The organism is Microbacterium sp. ANT_H45B, assembly GCF_008369345.1.
In the GTDB taxonomy this organism is placed as follows: Bacteria; Actinomycetota; Actinomycetes; order Actinomycetales; family Microbacteriaceae; genus Microbacterium.
In genome coordinates this window covers 1110862-1129541 of record NZ_VOBK01000002.1, presented here as the reverse complement: position 1 = coordinate 1129541, position 18680 = coordinate 1110862, and the positions used below count along the sequence as shown (strand labels likewise).

Here is an 18680-nt window from a genome sequence, read left to right as displayed (position 1 = left end):
TCACTATCTGAAGAACTGCCACTAGCGGATCGGCACGCGCTTTCCTAGAGTGTTGAGGGTAGTCGCATGTGCAAACGGCACTACAGGTGACGGAACGTCCCCAGCGTTCCTCGCCCACTTGGATGACGAGCGTCCCCAGCGCTCCGAGTCCGCGGCCCCGAGGAGTCCCCACTTCTCCGGGGCCGCCATCATTTTCGGGGCCTGCATCCTGAGAGTCGTGCAGAGGCCGGACGGATAGCATGTCGGGATGACGGACCAGCGGCCGCAGTACGGCGAAATCGCGACCATCGAAGAGCAGCGCCGAGCAGCAGGGCTGCCGCCGCTCGGCGAGGTTGCGCCGCCCGCTCCCGCCGAGGCCGTGCCCGGCGCCGGGACGGGAGCTCCGAGGGCGGGTGGCCGCACGGATGCGCCTCGCCGGCGTCCTGTCGACCGTCTCGTCACCATCGCTCTGCTCGCCTACGGCCTGGTGAACGTCGCCGTGACCGCGGTGTCGTACCTCGACTTCCCGACGGCGATGAATCAGATGATGGACGCGCTCGGCGTCGACGGCGAGTTCACGAACTATGCGCAGGGGAAGCTCTGGGGGACCATCGCCTCGATCGTCCTCATCGTCGGATGGTCGCTCACGGCGATGTTCTCGGTCCGTCGTCTGCGCAGCCGCAAGGTGGCGTGGTGGGTGCCCCTGGCCGGCGGTGCCATGACCCTGCTGGTGGCGTCGGTCTGCGCGGCGATCCCGCTGATGAACGACCCGGCGTTCATCGACTTCGTCGCGAAGACCGCCGGGCAGTAGCGCCGATCACACGACGATGCCCCCGACCGGATCGGTCGGGGGCATCGTCGTGTTCCGCGTCTGCGGGTCAGCTCTGGGACTGGCCGTACGAGCCGAGCTGACGCGTGGACTCGAGCACGCGAGCGGCCATCGCCGTCTCGGCGACCTTGCCCCAGGCGCGGGGGTCGTACAGCTTCTTGTTGCCGACCTCGCCGTCGACCTTGAGCACGCCGTCGTAGTTCTTGAACATGTAGTCGGCGATCGCGCGCGTGTAGGCGTACTGCGTGTCGGTGTCGATGTTCATCTTGATGACGCCGTTGGCCACCGCGAGGGCGATCTCGTCGTCGGTCGAGCCGGACCCGCCGTGGAAGACGAGGTCGAGCGGCTTCGCTCCGGTGTTGTACTTCGCGGCGACCTGCTCCTGGATCTCACCCAGCAGCTCGGGCCGCAGCTTGACCCCGCCCGGCTTGTAGACGCCGTGCACGTTGCCGAACGTCAGGGCCGCGATGTAGCGACCCTGCTCGCCGAGACCGAGCGCCTGAACGGCCTGGTCGACATCGGCGAACGTGGTGTACAGGGCCTCGTTCGAGCCCTCGTGCTGCACGCCGTCCTCCTCGCCGCCGACGACGCCGATCTCGACCTCGAGGATGGCGTTGATGTTCTTCATGCGGGGGAGCAGATCCTTGGCGATCTCGATGTTCTCCGCGAGCGGGACGGCCGAGCCGTCCCACATGTGCGACTGGAAGATCGGGTTGCGTCCGGCCTTGACCTCTTCTTCGGACGCGGCGATCAGCGGCTCGACGAAGCCGGCGAGGGCGTCCTTCGGGCAGTGGTCGGTGTGCAGGGCGACGGTGACCGGGTAGTTCTTGGCGACCTCGGTGGCGTAGCGGGCGAAGGCGAGCGCGCCGGTCGCGCGTGCCTTCACCGTGTGGCCGGCGAAGTAGTCGGCACCGCCGGTGGTGACCTGGATGATGCCGTCGGAGCCGGCCTCGGTGAGGCCCTGCAGGACGGAGTTGATCGTCTGCGAGCTCGAGACGTTGAAAGCCGGGTACGCGAAGCCGCCGGCCTTCGCGCGGTCGAGCATTTCGGCGTACTGATCCGGGGTGGCGACGGGCATGAGAAACTCCTGCGATAGGGGAAGCCGGGACAGCAGTCACTCTATCGGGGCTGGCTCGCGGATGTCGTCGACGCCGGTCGGCGTCCGATCTCCGCCATGCTCTCCTGTTAAGAAACGAGATTCCTTCAGCGCCGGACGGACGAAAACCGCCCCGTCGGAGCTGTTCCGATGGCTAGGCTGGCCGCATGGTGAGTCTGACTGCGGATCTGAGCCCTCTTCGTCCCGATCGAAACCTCGCGATGGAGCTGGTGCGCGCGACCGAGGCGGCGGCGATCCGTGCCGTGCCTTTCATCGGTCGGGGAGCCAAGGAGGCTGCCGACGGTGCGGCCGTCGATGCGATGCGTGCCTTCCTCGGGACCGTCGCGTTCCAGGGCCGGGTGGTCATCGGTGAGGGCGAGAAGGACAACGCCCCCATGCTCTTCAACGGCGAGGAGGTCGGCACCGGCACGGGGCCGGAGTGCGACATCGCGGTCGACCCGATCGACGGGACCTCCCTCACCGCCGCCGGACGACAGAACGCGCTCTCGGTCATCGCGGTGTCTGACCGCGGATCGATGCTCGACGCGTCGAGCGTGTTCTACATGGACAAGCTGGTCACGGGGCCCGCGGGCGTCGGAGTCGTCGACATCCGCCTCCCGATCGGCGAGAACATCCGCAAGCTCGCCGGAGCGCTCGGCAAGCCGGTGGACGAGATCGTCGTGTCGGTGCTGAATCGCCCCCGACACGAGAAGTTGATCCAGGAGATCCGGGATGCGGGTGCCGGAACCCGCCTGATGAGCGACGGCGACGTCGCCGGTGGCATCAATGCCGCACGTCACGCCGCGCGCACCGACATGTGCGTCGGTGTCGGCGGAAGCCCGGAGGGCATCGTGACCGCCTGTGCGATCAAGGCGCTGGGTGGGCACATCCAGGGACGCCTGTGGCCGCGCGATGATGAGGAGCGCCAGCGGGGCATCGATGCGGGGCTCGACATGGACAAGGTCTACGAGGCCGATGATCTGGTGCGCGGTGACAACACGATCTTCGTCGCGACCGGTGTCACCGATGGCCAGCTCGTGGCCGGGGTCCGGCGCGAGGGCGGCTACATCTACACCGAGAGCGTCGTGCTGCGCGGGGCCTCGGGAACACTGCGCAGGATCGCGTCGGAGCACCTCGTCTCGAAGTGGCTCTGACACGGTTGGCCTGACCGCGCCACGGGCATCGTTACCGACCCGGTACCGCGTCGCGGGGCGCTGAACCGGGCTTCCTCCGGTCGCCGTGTCACAATTGACACTGGATTTGTCGCCGTCGACGGAGCCGCCAGGCACCGCAGGCACAGGAGGGCAGACCGATGACAACGCAGCACACGAGTGGCTCCAAAGCCACTCCGACCAAGATCGTGACGACGAGCACGGGGCGCATCATGCGTGTCAGGGTCGACGAAGCGGGCGCGCCGATCGCGAGCAACGTCCCTACGCCGCCGGTGGTCAAGGCCCCCGTCATCGCGGATCCCGCGCGTCGCGCCGACGTCCTCTTCCGCGTCCGTCGCGACGAAGGTCATGAACTCAGCTCCTGGTGGATGATCGGCGCTTTCGTCGTCACCAGCGGCCTCGTCATCCTGCTGCTCAGCGGCGTTCCGGGTATCGCCTGACGGCACCTCGCGACGGCATCGCCCGTCAGCGCTGTGCGTTCAGGGATCCGTCAGGGGCCGAGAACGGCTGTTCCGTGTTCTCCGCGTCAGAGTTATCCGTGTCAGCGCTCTCTGCGTCAGGGATCTCCGTGTCAGTGCTCTCCGGGTCATCGCGATCCACGTCGTCGAGACGCGTACGGATCTCGCCGACGTCGGCGATCATCGCCGCGTCGTCGTGATCACGGGCCTCGACGAGTTCGGGCGCGGTGAACCTGCGTGTCTGCGCGGCGATGGTCGGGGGAGCGGCATCGAGGGTGGTGGCGCTGATGCCGGGGAACTGCCGCGCGGTCACGAGAACCCTGTTCTCGAGCGACCCGGCGAATCGGTTGTAGCTGTCGACGGTGCGCTCCAGTGCTCTTCGCAGATCGTCGGCGTGGCCGGCGAGCACGCCCAGACGGTCGTAGAGCTGCGTGCCGAGGGTGAGGAGTGCACGGGCCTCGGTCGAGACCTCCTGCTGGGTCCACGTGTACGCGACGGTCTTGAGCACTGCCCACAGGTTCACGGGGGAGGCCAGGGCGACCCGCCTGCTGAAGGCGTAGTCGAGCAGCGTCGGGTCTTCGTCGATGGCGGCGGCGAGCAGCGATTCACTCGGCAGGAAGCAGATGACGAACTCGGGGCTCGAGTCGAGCCCTGCCCAGTACGCCTTCTTCGCGAGGGCATCGACATGGGCGCGGACCGCCTTCACGTGCTTCTGCATGTGCTGTCGGCGCTGTGCCTCGTGCGTGTCGCCCAGCGGCAGCGCGGAGGCTTCGAGGTAGGCGTCGAGCGGCACCTTCGCATCGACGGCGATGGAGGCACCGCCGGCGAGCCGGATCACCATGTCGGGTCGGCCCCGACCCTGATCGGACGAGATGGTCGTCTGCAGGTCGAAGTCGACGTGCCGGGTCAGCCCCGCGGCCTCGACCACCCGACGCAGCTGCGTCTCGCCCCACACCCCGCGCGTGGCCGTGGACTTCAATGCCCCGGCCAGGGACTCGGTGGTCGCACGCAGCGCCTCGTCGGACTCCTGCGCGCGGCGCAGCTGCTCCGCGAGCGAGCCGAACTGCGCATGACGCTCCTGCTCGATGGCGGAGACCTTCTGCTGCATCTGCTGCAGGCTCTCGCGCACCGGTGCGAGCGCGGTGAGCACCGCGTTCTGCTGCTGCACCCGCTGCGCCTCGGCGCGCTGCTCGCCGCGGGCGTGCTCCACGGCATCTCGGTACAGGTCGTACTGACGGTCGCGATCGTCTCGTGCGGCCACCAGCTCGGCACGCGCCGTGGCGAGGTCGGCCGCCCCGCGGAAGGCGTGGAGATACCAGCCGACGGCGACGCCGGCCACCAGTGCGGCCAGGAGGAGAACCATCGTCAGAGCGTCCATGTCTCCATGATGCGCGCGACCACGGACATTCGTCCGTCACGACTCAGGCGACAGCGCGCTCCGGGACTGCGGCGGGCTCGGTCACGCGCAGTGACAGAGCTGCGGCGAGGCCGAAGATGTCGGGGGACGCGGTCCGGCGAGCGGCGTCCATCACGATGTGGGCGCAGGCGAGAGCATCCGCGAGCGCATCGTGATGCGAGAAACCGGTGAACCCTGCGGCCTCGGCCGCCTTCGGCAGACGATAGGAGTCGAGGTCGTAGACCTTCCGGGCCACCTGCAGGCTGCATAGCGAGCGGTAGGGCGGGCACTCGCTCCCGGTCGCCTCCGAGGCGCGGCGCAGGACGTTGAGATCGAAGCCGGCGTTGTGGGCGACCAGCACGTCGGCTCCGGCGAACTCGCACAGGCGGTCGAACTGGTCGACCCAGGTCGCGGCCGAACGAACATCGTGAGCGCGGATGCCGTGGATCCGGGTGTTCCACTCCTGGAACTCGTCGTGCCCGGCCGGCGGACGGATCAGCCATCCCGCGGTGGCGACGACCTGACCGTCGCGGACGCGGACGAGCCCGACAGAACAGGCGGAGGCGGGGCTGGAGTTCGCGGTCTCGAAGTCGATCGCAGTGAAGTCCAGGGGCACATCCCCACTCTCTCCCGAGCATCCTGACGCCCGAGGAGGACTCGCCGTAGGCTGGCGATATGAGTGCAGACAGGGCGACGTCGTTCGGTGCCGAGGCAGAGAACTACGAGGCCGGGCGACCCGAGTATCCCTTCGAGGCCGTCGCCTGGATGCTCGAGCGGATGCCGCAGGGTGCCCGCCGGATCGCCGACGTCGGAGCGGGGACGGGCAAGCTCACGCGGGTGATCCGCCAGGCACCCGGTGCCGAGGTCGTGGCGGTCGACCCCGATCCGGAGATGCTCGCCGCGCTGCGGCGGAGCGTTCCCGGCATCCCGACCTTCCAGGGGTCGGCCGAGCACATGCCGGTGCCGGATGCGAGCCTCGATGCGGTGACGCTCGGCCAGGCGTGGCACTGGGTCGAGCCGCTCGCGGCATCCGTCGAGCTCGGCCGGGTGGTGCGCACCGGGGGAGTGCTCGGCCTGATCTGGAACATCCGCGACGAGCGCGTCGAGTGGGTGCGTCGGCTGACCGACATCATGCACAGCAGTCCGGCCGAGAACATGGTCAACGGCCCCGAGTCCGAAGGACCGCGCATCGCCGAGCCGTTCGGAGAGGTCGAGTCGCAGCAGTGGGAGTGGAACCGGGCGATGACGCGCACGCAGCTGCACCGGATGGCGCTCTCCCGCAGCTACCTCATCACCGCCTCGGTCGAGGAGCGCGCCGAGATCATCCGGCACATGGACGCACTGTTCGACGAGCTCGGGCTCGAGGGCGAGGGCACGATCGACCTGCCGTACGTCACGCACGTGTTCCGCGCCGTCCGCAGCTGAGCGGGGATCGCCCGGCACGCAGGGGCGGAGCATCCGCGACCGGTAGACTCGACCCCCGTGGCTCTCACTATCGGAATCGTCGGTCTGCCCAATGTCGGCAAGTCCACCCTCTTCAACGCTCTGACCAAGAACGACGTGCTCGCGGCGAACTATCCGTTCGCGACGATCGAGCCGAACGTCGGGGTGGTCAACCTGCCCGATCCGCGTCTCGACACGCTCGCCGAGATCTTCGGCAGCGAGCGCATCCTGCCGGCCGCGGTGTCGTTCGTTGACATCGCCGGCATCGTGCGCGGAGCGAGCGAGGGCGAAGGCCTCGGCAACAAGTTTCTCGCGAACATCCGTGAGGCGGATGCCATCGCGCAGGTCGTCCGCGGCTTCGCCGATGATGACGTCGTGCACGTGGATGGCGCCGTCAACCCGGCATCCGACATGGAGACGATCAACGCCGAGCTGATGCTCGCCGACCTCGAGACGGTGGATCGCGCGATCTCCCGATACGAGAAGGAAGTGCGCGGCAAGAAGATCGAGCCGGTCGTGCTCGAGACCGCCGTGGCCGTGAAGGACGCCCTCGAGCGCGGCGTGCTGCTGTCGGTCGCCGGCATCGACCTCACCCCGGTGCGCGAGCTGGGCCTGCTGACGGCCAAGCCGGTCATCTTCGTCTTCAACGTCGACGAGGCCGTGCTGACCGACGACGCTCGCAAGGCGGAGCTCGCCGCCCTCGTCGCCCCGGCGAAGGCGATCTTCCTCGACGCGAAGATCGAATCCGAGCTCATCGACCTCGACCCCGAGGATGCCGCCGAGCTGCTGGCCTCGACCGGCCAGGACGAGTCCGGTCTCGACCAGCTCGCCCGCATCGGCTTCGACACCCTGGGCCTGCAGACGTACCTGACGGCCGGTCCGAAGGAGGCGCGCGCCTGGACGATCCCCAAGGGATCGAAGGCCCCGCAGGCCGCCGGCGTCATCCACACCGACTTCGAGAAGGGCTTCATCAAGGCGGAGATCGTCTCGTTCGCCGACCTCGTCGAGACCGGATCCGTCGTCGAAGCGCGAGCCAAGGGCAAGGCACGCCTCGAGGGCAAGGACTACGTCATGCAGGACGGCGACGTCGTGGAGTTCCGTATCGGAAACACCTCTAGCGGGACGAAGTAGCGAGGGCGCCATGACGCCCGTCGACGACGCCAGCCGCCTTGCCGCGGAGGCGCGCGCCCGCGTGCTGATCGATCGGCAACTTACGGCGGCAGGCTGGTCGGTCCAGGATAAGAAGGCGATGAACCTATTCGCCGGCCAGGGAATTGCAGTCCGTGAGGTCACGCTCAAACCGGGGCATGGTCGCGTTGATTACCTCCTCTATCTCGACCAGAAGGTCGTCGGCGTCATTGAGGCGAAGCCTGAAGGTACACCGCTGTCGGGTGTCGAGTGGCAATCCAGCAAATACGCGGAGGGCCTGCCCGCGGACGTGAGGCTCGCTGCCCTCACCACTCACGGTCGCTTGCCGTTTGTGTTCGAGTCATCCGGCACCGAGACCCACTACACCAATGGGTATGACCCAGACCCGCGCGCGCGCCGGATTTTCAACTTCCCGAAGCCATCGACTCTCGCCGAGGTCCTCAACGTTCGCGAAGAGAAGCACCCGACCTGGCGTGGCAAAGTCCGTGATCTGCCCACCCTCGACACCAAGCCGCTTCGCCCGGCGCAGATCGAGGCGATCAACGGCGTCGAAGCCAGTCTGCGGGAACAGCGCTACGATCGCAGCCTCGTGCAGATGGCTACCGGCGCAGGCAAGACCTACACGGCGGTGACCCTGTCCTATCGCCTCCTGAAGCACGGCGGCTTTGGACGCATCTTGTTCTTGGTCGACCGCAACAATCTCGCTAAGCAAACAATGGGCGAGTTCGAGAACTATCAGACTCCCGACGACGGCCGAAGGTTCACCGAGCTGTACAACGTCAACAGGCTTCGACGCGGCCCGATGCCGGAGGCTACTAGCGTGGCGGTCTCTACAATCCAGCGGGTATTTAGGGCGCTCCGCAACGAGGACACCGGCGAAACCGATGATCCCGAGCTTGACGGATGGGTCCCTGAGGCGCCGGTGACGGTGGCATATAACCCCGACATCGCGCCAGAGACTTTCGACCTGATCATCGTCGATGAGGCGCACCGTTCCATCTACGGGCAGTGGCGCGGGGTCCTGGAGTATTTCGACGCCCACGTCGTCGGGCTCACGGCTACCCCCGGCAAACAGACCTTTGGATTCTTCAAGCAGAACCTTGTCTCCGAATACACCTACCCCCAGTCCGTAGCAGACAACGTCAACGTCGACTTCGACATCTTCCGGATCAAGACCCAGATCAGCGAGCATGGCTCGTTGATCGAAGCCGGCACCGTCGTTCCAAAGGTTGACCGGCGCACGCGCGCTCAGCGGTACGAAGCGCTTGACGAGGACCTCGAGTACCGCAAGACCCAGCTCGACCGCGCCGTCACGGCAACCGACCAGATCCGCACGGTGTTGGGGACATTTCGGGACAAGCTCTTCACCGAGATCTTCCCCGGTCGCTCGACGGTGCCAAAGACTCTGATCTTCGCGAAGGACGACGCCCACGCCGAGGAGATCGTCACCCAGGTCCGCGAGGTGTTCGGCAAGGGCAACGACTTCGCCGCGAAGATTACCTATAACGCTCGCAACGCCGATCAGCAGCTTGCCGCCTTCCGTACCAGCGCTGCTCTACGGATCGCAGTCACGGTCGACATGATCGCTACCGGAACTGACGTGAAACCGTTGGAATGTGTCTTCTTCATGCGGGACGTCCGCTCGCCGCAGTACTTCGAGCAGATGAAGGGTCGCGGTGCCCGCACTATCCCTGACGCAGACTTCCAGGCGGTCACTCCCGATGCCAAGGAGAAGACCCGGTTCGTCCTCGTTGACGCCGTCGGGGTTACCGAGCACGACTTTGTCGAGCCGCCCCTCAACCGTGAGAGGTCGATCAGTCTGCAGAAGCTGTTGGAGAAGGCGGCAAATCTCACCATTACCGAGGACGAAACCGCGACCCTTGCCTCCCGTCTCGCCGCTCTCGAAGCGCAGGTCTCTCAGGACGAACGCGCAGAGCTCGACGCGGTCGCCGGTGGATCGCTCCGAGCTGTGGTGCGTCACCTCGTGGATGCAGTCGATCCCGATGTTCAGGCCAAAGCCATTGTGGGGGCGATCGACCCGGCGGAGACCCGGCAGCAGTTGATCATTAACGCTGTAAAGCCCCTCGCGTCCAACCCCGAGCTGCGAGCACGCATTCTTGAGTTGCGTCGCGCGCACGATCGGATCGTGGATGAGGTGTCAGCTGACGTGCTCCTCGACGCATACGGCGTCGTTGACACCAGCAAGGCCCAGTCGGTGATCGAATCCTGGCGCGCTTACCTCGATGAGCATCGCGCCGAGATCACTGCTATTCAACTCCTTTCCGAGGCCAAGGAGCGACGAGTCTCGTTCGACGACATCAAGGAGCTCGCTGACAGGATCTCCAGACCGCCGTTCAACTGGACAACAGACCTCATCTGGAATGCCTACCTCGCCGTTGAGGTCAGCGGATACCGGCCACATGGCACTCGCCGCACACTCACCGACCTCGTCTCCCTGATCCGATACACGGTCGGTGAGGAGGACCAACTCGTGCCATACGCCGAGCGCGTGAAAGAGAGATACGCCGCATGGCTCGTCCAACAGGCGCAGGCTGGAACGACCTTCTCGCCGCGCGAGCGCTGGTGGCTCGACCGCATCGTGCAGGTCATCGCTTCCTCGGCAGGCATCAGTCCTGCAGACCTCGATAACCCGCCCTTTGTGGAGAACGGTGGAACCGAGGGAGCGATCCGAGACCTCGGTGACCGCGCTGCCAACCTCATCGACGAACTTAACAAGGAACTCACAGCGTGACAAAGCTCCCGACTGGCTGGATTGAAAAGCCGTTAGCCAAAATCGTGCGGCTCGGCAGCGGCGGGACGCCTCAAGCGAAAAACCCCGCATACTACGGCGGTGACATTCCCTGGGCGATTATCGGCGACCTGTGCGACGGCCCTGTCTCCGTCACGCAAAACACCATCACGCAACTCGGACTAGATAGGTCATCCGCGAAGGTAGTCCCGGCTGACACTATTCTTCTCGGCATGTACGGCTCGATCGGAAAGCTTGGAATCGCCAGCATGCCGATGGCTACAAACCAAGCTATCGCGACCATGCAGGTCGGAGACGAGCTTGAATTTCGCTATCTGTTCTATTACCTGCTGTCTCAGCGCTCGAGGCTTGATAGAGAAGGTAAAGGCGCCACTCAGCGCAACATTAGCCAGACCATCTTGAGGCCTTGGCCCGTGCGCTTCCCGGTCGACCTCGTTGAGCAACAGCGGATCATCGGCATCCTCGAAGACCATTTTTCCCGTCTCGACGCCGCGGATGCCTACATCGACTCAGCGCGGCGTCGCGCTGAGAACCTTGACTCGCAACTCTTGGTGACCCAGTTGGCCGTGCTCGGGACCCAGGAAGTGCGGTTTGGCGAGCTGCTCTCAACGGGACTCTCGAACGGTAAGTCAGTGCCAACCCAAGATGGCGGCTTCCCCGTCCTGCGCCTCACCGCTTTACGGGATGGCCGGATCGATCTGACTGAACGGAAAGATGGAGCATGGACGGCCGCAGACGCTGCCCGATTCATGGTGCGACGTGGAGACTTTCTGATAGCGCGGGGCAACGGTAGCCGTCGGCTGGTCGGTAGGGGAGGGCTGGTGAGGGATGCCCCGGACGCTGTCGCCTTCCCTGACACGCTTATCCGGGCGCGGCCTGATCTTGGCCGGATCGATCCCGAATTCCTTGCGCTCGTCTGGAACGCCCCGATGATTCGCCGCCAGATTGAAGCGGCAGCGAAGACGACCGCAGGCATCTACAAGGTGAACCAAAAGGATCTCGCCGAGATTCGTGTTCCGTTACCCTCCCTGGCCGACCAGACTCGAGTGGCTCGGGCGGTTCAGGAATCGCGTGACGCTCTGTCGCGACTCGCGGTCGAAGTTGACCGCGTCAACTACCGTTCACTCGCGCTTCGTCGCTCGGTGCTCATCGCCGCCTTTTCGGGCCGCCTCACTTCACAGTCGATCTATGCGAGGGACATCGGGGATTTGATCTCGGTGTGACAGCCACGCCAACCCGAGTCTCGCTGACCGCTGCTGAATGGGCGCTCTTACATCTGCCTCGGGTGTCGACCGCTCTGTCGGCCCCCGCCTTCCTCTGAAAGGGTCACCGCTTGTCTGAATCGAACCGTCTAGTTTCCAAGCTCGTCGCCGGTAGTAACGTGCTCCGCGACTCCGGCGTCAACATGTACGAGTACACCGAGCAACTCACCTACTTGCTGTTCCTTAAGATGGCCGAGGAGCGCGCAACCCGCGCACTGAATCCCGAGCGAGTCGTGCCCGACGAATACTCCTGGCACCGGCTGCTCGGGCTGTCGGGTGAAGCGCTCGAAGACACCTACAATCACATCCTGCGCGGGCTTGCCAGCCAGCCGGGTGTTCTCGGAGCGATCTACCGTGGCGCGCAGAACAAGATTTCGAATCCGTCGCACCTCAAGACCTTGATCGTCGACTACCTCAACAAAGAGAACTGGTCTGCCGCTGGTGCCGACATCAACGGTGATGCCTATGAGGAGCTGCTGGAGCGGTCAGCTGGCGATACTAAGTCCACCGCAGGGCAATACTTCACCCCGCGTGCGCTGATCCAAGCCGTCGTAGACGTAGTCCAGCCCAGCGTTGCGGACCGCGTGATCGACCCGGCTTGCGGTACGGGCGGGTTCCTTCTGGCCGCGAACGCTCACGCGACGCGTGAGGCGGCCAGCCTGACTCCGCCAGAGCGTGAGCACCTGCGGACAAAGTTCGTCCACGGGGTCGACATCGGTGCGACGACATCTCGGCTCGCCGCGATGAACTTGTTGCTCCACGGCATCGGCTCGATCACGGGCGACTCCCTCATTTCTACCAAGGACGCGCTGATGGCCGACCCCGGCGAGCGCTGGAGCGTCGTGCTGGCCAATCCGCCGTTTGGTCGAAGCTCCTCTAGCGACATCGGCGGCGGAGACGACGAAGGCGCAGAAGTCTTCCGGCAGGACTTCGTCGTCACGACATCCAACAAGCAGCTCAACTTCCTGCAGCACATAATGACGATCCTTGACATCAACGGCCGCGCCGCCGTCGTTCTCCCCGATAACGTTTTGTTTGAAGGCGGTGCTGGGGAGGTCCTTCGCCGCAAGCTGCTGTCGTCGTTCGATTTCCATACGCTACTGCGGCTTCCAACTGGCATCTTCTACAAGCCGGGCGTGAAGGCGAACGTGCTGTTCTTCGACAAGAAGCCCGCGGCCGAGATACCGTGGACGCGGAGGCTCTGGGTCTACGATCTGCGCACTAACAAGCACTTCACGCTCAAGAAGAGTCCGCTGCGACGACGGGACCTCGATGATTTCGTGCAAGCCTCTTTGCCCGGCGACCCGCGCGAAGAACGTACGGAGTCTGAGCGATGGAAGTCGTTTACCTACGACGAGCTGACTGCCCGCGACAAGGTCAACCTTGACATCACTTGGCTACGCGACGACTCCCTAGAAGATGCCGACAGCCTCCCTGCGCCGGAGATCATTGCCCGCGAGATTGTCGAGGATCTGACCGCCGCGCTCGTCGAGTTCGAGGCGGTGGCTGCAAGCCTTGAAAGCAGGATGGGTCTCGCGGCCGCTGATGCCGCCGGAGATTGAGTCGGTCACACGTGGCGGTTCAAGCTTACCTTTGGCGCCACGCGGCATGATAATCTGCTCGACGCAAGAGTGTCGTCACGATGATGGCTAGCTCGGTGAGGAGATACTCCCTCACCACGCTCTGAACCTCAGGGCGTAAGCGGGCGCAAGAGACGTACAGCAGAGGGTCTCGAAGCACTCCTCATTCGAGGAGTGCCATTTGGCTATCAATGTTTCTGCCCCCTGCCCCGCGACCGCCAGAATGGCCGCTGCGGCGCATTCGGCTAGCGCAGACATCGAGCGAGTTGCGCAGCGCGTCGCTGATCTGGCTCCGCCACTGAGCGAGGCCACGCGTGAGCGGCTCCGGGAGCTGCTTGGCGGCGTCCTGTGATCCCCTCCACGGCCAGGTTGGTGGCCGACCGCCCCATGACCAGCCCTGGCGGGGACGCCAGCGCATCTAGAGACAAACGGACAAATGGATACAGTCCTTCTTCAGACGGTCTGTCGCCTACCTCGAATCCCGCTCAGGGCAGGAGCTCGCATGCGCGCGACTCCTTGGGTTCGCGCGCATCTGTTTCGGAAACGGATGCAGATGTAGAACCTTCGGATGCAGGACTCGGGCCTTCGGAGACCCGCGTGCGCTGTTCCGAGCTGGATGTCCCTGGCGCTGATCCGGGCGACGATGTGGAGCCGTTCGAGGTGGTCTCCACGCCTGGTCAAGTCGCGACTGCGAAGGAGTTCTTCAACGATGCCAAGGCTGCTGAGAACCCTGAACAGGTGAAGCGGGCTCGGACCCTTTCGCGGGTGTTCTCGCTGATGCAGTACCGCGTCCACCCGGAAAAGGGCGAGGTCATGCTCACGCAGGAGCAGATCGACGAAGGCCTGGCGGTGCTTGGAGATCGCTTGCATCGCTGGGCCTACGTCTGGCACCCGCACGACCGCTTGGTGGACGTCGATGAGGGCACCGGCGAGTTCACCTGCACAGGACTCAAGGGGTTGCACGTGCACATGGTGCTGTGGTGCAAAGACGACGACGGATCTCGTCCCACCATCCGCACCGTCTCCGATGCCTTCTCGATCCCTTCCGCGCGCGTGCGGGTGCCGAAGGAGCTCGCCGCGCAGGGTGAGGTGGAGGCCCGCAGGGGTAGCGGAGCTGCTGAGAAGTGCTTCTTCGATCTCGCGGAGTATCTGCCCCACGAATCACGCGGCAAGGCATCGATCAAGGGCGTCACGCAGGCGGAGCGGTTCTACCTCGTGGACACGTCTCAGGACGGTAACCCAGGGAAGTATCAGTACGGTCGTGGCCGGGTAGTCGCGAACTTCGACTTCAGCGCTGAACTGGACCGCCACATGGTTGGGCGAGTGTCGGCTGCGGAGGGGGCGGGCAGCCTCGCGGCTCGGAAGCGCAAGCTGCGCCGCCTGGTGAGACTGGACGGCCTCTCCCTCGACGAGGCCCGGGCGAAGGACTTCGATGCGTGGGCCGATGACCTGCCGCGTTTGCGCGCTCTGCATCTCGACTGGTTGGCCGACCCAGCCAACAAGCCGAAAATCGGCACGGTGTTCACGAAAGGCACGGTGGCGATCTGTGCACCCTCTGGACACGGCAAGGGAATCCTTGCCGATGACACGGCCGCGCAGGTGCTCGTGCTTGCGACGCTGGCCGGCGGTCGCAACTGGACGGTAGCCGAGCCAGCTGGGCGCAACGCGATCGAGGACGTCGGCCCTGCCGAGGTCGTGATCCACGATGATGCGCGATTCTGGCTGTTGCCGACCCACGATGAGTTCTTGAGGTGGATGGACCCGAACCGAGTGACAGCTGCGGCAACACGCAATGTGAACACGCCCGCGCCGGCCCCTCGTGCGATCCTGCTGACGACGTCGAACACGTTGGAGGAGTTTGCCCTGACCGTCTTCACTCGCAAGCCCAGTGAGGTGCTGGCCGAGGGTGCTCGATTCCGTTCCGGCTCGACGAACATCGATGAACTGTTGCGCCGCATCGGCTGGTTCGTAGAGATCCGCACCCCGTCGTGGGTGCTGGAGCAGGAAGGAACGATCACCAAGGGTGAGTTCCTAGCGCTGATCCGTGACGAGATGGTCGTGTCCGTCCACCGGATGCGGGTTGTGCCGAAGACCGTCCTGCGCGTCCTCGACCGCGAAGGTGCACATCTCGGTGCCGCCACGACCACGCGAGAGCCCGAGCTCGTCGCGATGATCAAGGGGTGCCGTCCCGCCTCCCGCTTCCTCGCGATCTCGCTGATTGAGGAGTGCTCCCCGGATGTGTGGGCGGACCTCCCCATCGATGCGGCGCAAGCCATCAATTCGGAGCGACAAGGGATCCACCTGGCAGGGCTTCAGCGTGCGGCCGAGGCAGTCGCATCGTGACTGGCCGAAGCCAGCTCGAGGCCGAGATCGACGCCGCGAAGGCTATTGCCAAGCGCCGCCTCGCTCGTCTCCACGAGAAGCAGCGCCGCGACCGAGTGCGGCACGACTCGGCGGTGCTCGAGATCCTCCGCGGCCGGATCAACCCGGAAGCGATGGTCAAAATCGAGGCCGAAGCCCGAGCGCAGCTCGACGCCCAGGACGCTGAACGTTCGCGTCGAGCACAGGATGCTGCTCAGCGCCGCAATAGCACCGCGGCGACGCCCGTCACAGTGGCGAAGCAGCACGGGGTGTCCTCGTGACTCTCCACGCGAGGAGCCTCGGCCGCGCAGCGAGCGCTCGCCGTCGCGAGATCAGGGGGTCCGGGGCTTCCCCGGCAAGTGTGAGCGGTGGGTGGTCGGGCGGAGCCCTGGCCGTCCCACAGCTTGCCTGCTTGCCGTCGGGGAATGAGCAGGCTCCGCATGCTCCCGTTACGCAGCAGGTGATCCAGTGACCGCTGCTCAGACTGCGGAGTGCACCGGCACACGCATGCAACGCATCGACGTCAGGATGACCGTCACAGACCGCGCCCGTGTGCATCGCGCCGCAGGTGCGCTCGGTCTCCGACCGTCGCAGTACGTCCGCGCCGTTGTGCGCGAAGCGCTGGCTGCCCGCCCAGAGGACAATTCACCCCGCCCCGCTCTCACCATCACTCGCCTCGGCGACGACGACCGCGCCGTTATCCTCGCCGCGCAGCTCGAGATTCGCCGCGTGGGGACGAACCTCAATCAGCTCGCCCGCCTCGCGCATCGTGGAGAGCTCGATCTCGAGCATCTCGGCCCGATCGTCCGCGAGCTGGCCACCGTTGTCGAAGATCTCGCCGTGAAACTCGGGGCGCACTCGTGAGCGTCGTCCGGGTCGCTGCGCTCCATGACCTCGCAGGCCATGACGCTTACGTCAGCGAAGGTCGCGGCGAGCAGCGCCGTGACCACCTGGCGGACGCGACCGACCGCCTCGCGCCCGGCTCCCGTGCCGATCTGTCGCGCGAAGAGTTCGTGGCGCTTGGGCACCAGCTCGCGCGCGAGCATGGTCGACGGGTCGAGGCACTCGGCATCGTCGTCGCATGGTCGCCCGACGAGTTGAGTATCGACAGCCCCGTCGATCTCCAACTAGCGGGCGATCACGCGTACGCGCTGGCTAAGCGACTGCATCCGCACTCGCCAGTCTCTGTCGTGGTGCACGCCGATAGTGCAGGCCAGCACGTTCACGCCCACGTGGCAATTCTGAATCACAATTTCGAGACGGGCCGCGCGCTCACTGCAGGCCGGCGGCATCGCGACGTCGCTGCCGTCAACGACGAGCTGTCCCGTGAGCAGGGCATGCGCGTGATCGAGCCGCAGCCGCGGACCGCCACACGTGCCGCTGCCCCCTTTGACGACCTTCTTCGCCAGCGCATCGTGGAGGCGCTCGCGCATCCCGAAACCTGCGACTGGGAGGCATTCGTCGCCACGTGCGCCGCCCGCGGGGTCGAGGTGGTAGCGACGTCGCACGAGATCATGAGTGACGCGCGCCGCGGCAAGCGGCGCGGCGACGCCTCTACCGGCGTGACGTACAAGGCGCTCGACACGACGGGCCCAAAGCGGCGCGTGCGCCGCCGAAAAGCGTCCGCTCTCGGAGCGGAGTTCACCTACGACGCGATCCTCGCGGCGTTGGCCATGAAGGATACGCAAGCCGAGCGGGAGGCTGAGCGCGAGTCCTCAGCTACTAGCCGCGCCCGACCCGCTCGTGAGCGCTCGGAGTTGCTCGACACGATGCAAGGTGTGCTTTTGCGCGGCGCGTACGCAGCGCTGCCCGGCTACGCGGGCCTTGCACTCAAGGTCGGTGTGACCGCCACCCGCTCCAGTCAACGCCTCGCCGCCCAGCGCGCTCTCGAGGCGGACCTCGTTCGTCAGCATGTCGAGGCGATCGAGGCCGAGGCTGCGCGTCGTCGGCCGCGATCCGCGTCTCGCTCTCACCTCCCGCCCGCAGCCCAACGTCATGCCGAGATGGATCGCGCTGTGCGTCAGCGCGGCGACCGCGGCGTTGGCGAATAGCCATCACCCAACACCGAAGAAAGAGACCCCCAAATGACCACTGATCTGAAGACCGCGCAGCTGCACCGGGCCCGTGAGCTCTCGCTCGACATGGCCCGGGACTACTTCGCTTTGCTGTCGTCTGTGCCGGATTCCTCGCCCGCCTTGCGCGGGCGAATCACGCGCGCCACCGGCGTAGTCATCGTCCCGGAAGACGTGTTCGGCCCCGAGCGAGTCCGGCTCGCTGCCCCCTTCGCGTTGCCGCGAGCAACCTCGGACTTGCTGCGCCGCATTACGACCCATGCGACCTCTGCGCTCGGCGGCACGCTCGCGAACGTGATCGCGGCCGGGGAGAAGGAGCGCGCATGGCGCCTAGGACGCGCGTCTGCGCTGCGCGTGGGAACACTGCGTCGGCTACTTGATGCCAACCGGCTGCGCCGCGCGACCGTCGACCACATGGTCTCTGCGCTCGCGCTCTTTGAGACGCTTCCTGTACGACCGGGGGCTGACTTCGACGCGACGCTCGACGACGTTGCTCGGGGCTCTGGCTTCGCGGCTGTCAGCGGCGGCTACCGGCTTGTGGACGAGACCGGCAATGCGCTTGGGCGTGTGGTCACAGACGAGAATCTCGGCGTCGGGCGCTCGTGGGAAGAGTTGGAGGGAGCAGCCGCCGAGGCCGCGGACGAATACGCCGCGGTTCTTGAGCTGATCCTGGCCCTCCTGTGGGCGAGCAGCGGCACCGATGGCGTTGACGCACTTCTCACCGAGGGCGAGTCTCTGATCGATGTCGCCGGTGCGGGTGAGCTGGATGACATCGGGCTTGCACCCACCGGGGATCTCGACCTCGAGGACCCTGACGCAAGGCTGCGCCTGCGCTTCCGCCGCGCCGTTCACCTGCACGGTCAGATGCTCCCACTTCGCGAAGCGGCGCGACGCATCACAGGTGCGGCGCAGGCTGAGGAGGATGCTGCCGCTAGGCGCTCTCGCATCATTGCTGAATTCGAAGCGAAGAAACAGGCAAAGCGCGAAGCGAACCGCCGAGCTGCCGCGGCGGAGGTTCGCGAGATGCGTCTCGGCCGCTACGACGCACTGACCGATGATGCGCAGCCGACGAAGGACGGCCTGGTGGACGGCGACTACCAGCTGGGCTGACCC

Annotated in this window: 16 protein-coding genes; 12 read left to right on the top strand and 4 right to left on the bottom strand. The window is 65.7% G+C overall.

Annotation, left to right across the window (positions count from 1 at the left end):
* Positions 1–247 precede the first annotated feature (247 nt).
* Entirely contained in the window at positions 248–790 is a 543-nt protein-coding gene (locus FQ142_RS11895) for a DUF6264 family protein (protein WP_149423404.1), read from the top strand.
* Positions 791–857: 67 nt separating this feature from the next.
* Here the strand turns inward: FQ142_RS11895 and fbaA are convergent, their stop codons facing one another.
* Complete coding sequence (gene fbaA / locus FQ142_RS11890; protein WP_045255567.1) at positions 858–1886, bottom strand: class II fructose-bisphosphate aldolase; 1029 nt, start codon at positions 1884–1886, stop codon at positions 858–860.
* Between the two features lie 185 nt (positions 1887–2071).
* On the opposite strand from fbaA, the gene glpX reads away from it, so the two are divergent.
* Together glpX and FQ142_RS11880 are read left to right on the top strand one after the other, a co-directional pair.
* Positions 2072–3058 (top strand): class II fructose-bisphosphatase, encoded by a 987-nt coding sequence (gene glpX, locus FQ142_RS11885; protein WP_056416076.1) that lies wholly within the window; start codon positions 2072–2074, stop codon positions 3056–3058.
* Between the two features lie 158 nt (positions 3059–3216).
* Positions 3217–3516: a hypothetical protein gene (locus FQ142_RS11880; protein ID WP_056416079.1), complete on the top strand. Its 300-nt coding sequence runs from the start codon at positions 3217–3219 to the stop codon at positions 3514–3516.
* A 25-nt stretch (positions 3517–3541) separates the two neighbouring features.
* On the opposite strand, the gene rmuC is transcribed toward FQ142_RS11880, so the two are convergent.
* Both rmuC and FQ142_RS11870 read right to left on the bottom strand, forming a co-directional pair.
* Positions 3542–4912 (bottom strand): DNA recombination protein RmuC, encoded by a 1371-nt coding sequence (rmuC, locus tag FQ142_RS11875; protein WP_149423403.1) that lies wholly within the window; start codon positions 4910–4912, stop codon positions 3542–3544.
* Positions 4913–4955: 43 nt separating this feature from the next.
* Positions 4956–5546, bottom strand: a complete 591-nt coding sequence (locus tag FQ142_RS11870; protein ID WP_056416083.1) for an exonuclease domain-containing protein — start codon at positions 5544–5546, stop codon at positions 4956–4958.
* Positions 5547–5605: 59 nt separating this feature from the next.
* On the opposite strand from FQ142_RS11870, the gene FQ142_RS11865 reads away from it, so the two are divergent.
* From FQ142_RS11865 to FQ142_RS17500, 6 genes are all read left to right on the top strand, one after another.
* On the top strand, positions 5606–6355 hold the full coding sequence (locus tag FQ142_RS11865) for a class I SAM-dependent methyltransferase (protein WP_149423402.1): 750 nt from the start codon (positions 5606–5608) through the stop codon (positions 6353–6355).
* A 57-nt stretch (positions 6356–6412) separates the two neighbouring features.
* Positions 6413–7504: a redox-regulated ATPase YchF gene (gene ychF / locus FQ142_RS11860; protein ID WP_149423401.1), complete on the top strand. Its 1092-nt coding sequence runs from the start codon at positions 6413–6415 to the stop codon at positions 7502–7504.
* Positions 7505–7514: 10 nt separating this feature from the next.
* Positions 7515–10274 carry a DEAD/DEAH box helicase family protein gene (locus FQ142_RS11855; protein ID WP_149423400.1) on the top strand — a complete coding sequence of 920 codons (2760 nt, stop codon included), beginning with the start codon at positions 7515–7517 and terminating at the stop codon, positions 10272–10274.
* On the top strand, positions 10271–11515 hold the full coding sequence (locus FQ142_RS11850; protein WP_149423399.1) for a restriction endonuclease subunit S: 1245 nt from the start codon (positions 10271–10273) through the stop codon (positions 11513–11515). Before FQ142_RS11855 ends, FQ142_RS11850 begins: the two co-directional genes overlap by 4 nt.
* Before the next feature lie 110 nt (positions 11516–11625).
* Positions 11626–13116 (top strand): class I SAM-dependent DNA methyltransferase, encoded by a 1491-nt coding sequence (locus tag FQ142_RS11845; protein WP_149423398.1) that lies wholly within the window; start codon positions 11626–11628, stop codon positions 13114–13116.
* 615 nt (positions 13117–13731) lie between these two features.
* Complete coding sequence (locus tag FQ142_RS17500) at positions 13732–15477, top strand: hypothetical protein (protein ID WP_188042375.1); 1746 nt, start codon at positions 13732–13734, stop codon at positions 15475–15477.
* On the opposite strand, the gene FQ142_RS11835 is transcribed toward FQ142_RS17500, so the two are convergent.
* A complete protein-coding gene (locus FQ142_RS11835; protein ID WP_149423397.1) occupies positions 15447–15761 on the bottom strand; it encodes a hypothetical protein in 315 nt (104 codons plus the stop codon). The two genes, FQ142_RS17500 and FQ142_RS11835, sit on opposite strands and share 31 nt — an antisense overlap.
* A 241-nt stretch (positions 15762–16002) precedes the next feature.
* Here FQ142_RS11835 and mobC point away from each other — a divergent pair, with 241 nt between their 5' ends.
* The 3 genes from mobC to FQ142_RS11820 are packed head-to-tail and all read left to right on the top strand — an operon-like array spanning position 16003 to position 18677.
* Entirely contained in the window at positions 16003–16359 is a 357-nt protein-coding gene (gene mobC / locus FQ142_RS11830) for a plasmid mobilization relaxosome protein MobC (protein ID WP_149423396.1), read from the top strand.
* Complete coding sequence (locus FQ142_RS11825) at positions 16356–17546, top strand: relaxase/mobilization nuclease domain-containing protein (protein ID WP_149423395.1); 1191 nt, start codon at positions 16356–16358, stop codon at positions 17544–17546. The genes mobC and FQ142_RS11825 overlap by 4 nt, the downstream gene beginning before the upstream one ends.
* Before the next feature lie 33 nt (positions 17547–17579).
* A complete protein-coding gene (locus FQ142_RS11820) occupies positions 17580–18677 on the top strand; it encodes a hypothetical protein (RefSeq protein ID WP_149423394.1) in 1098 nt (365 codons plus the stop codon).
* Positions 18678–18680: the final 3 nt, after the last annotated feature.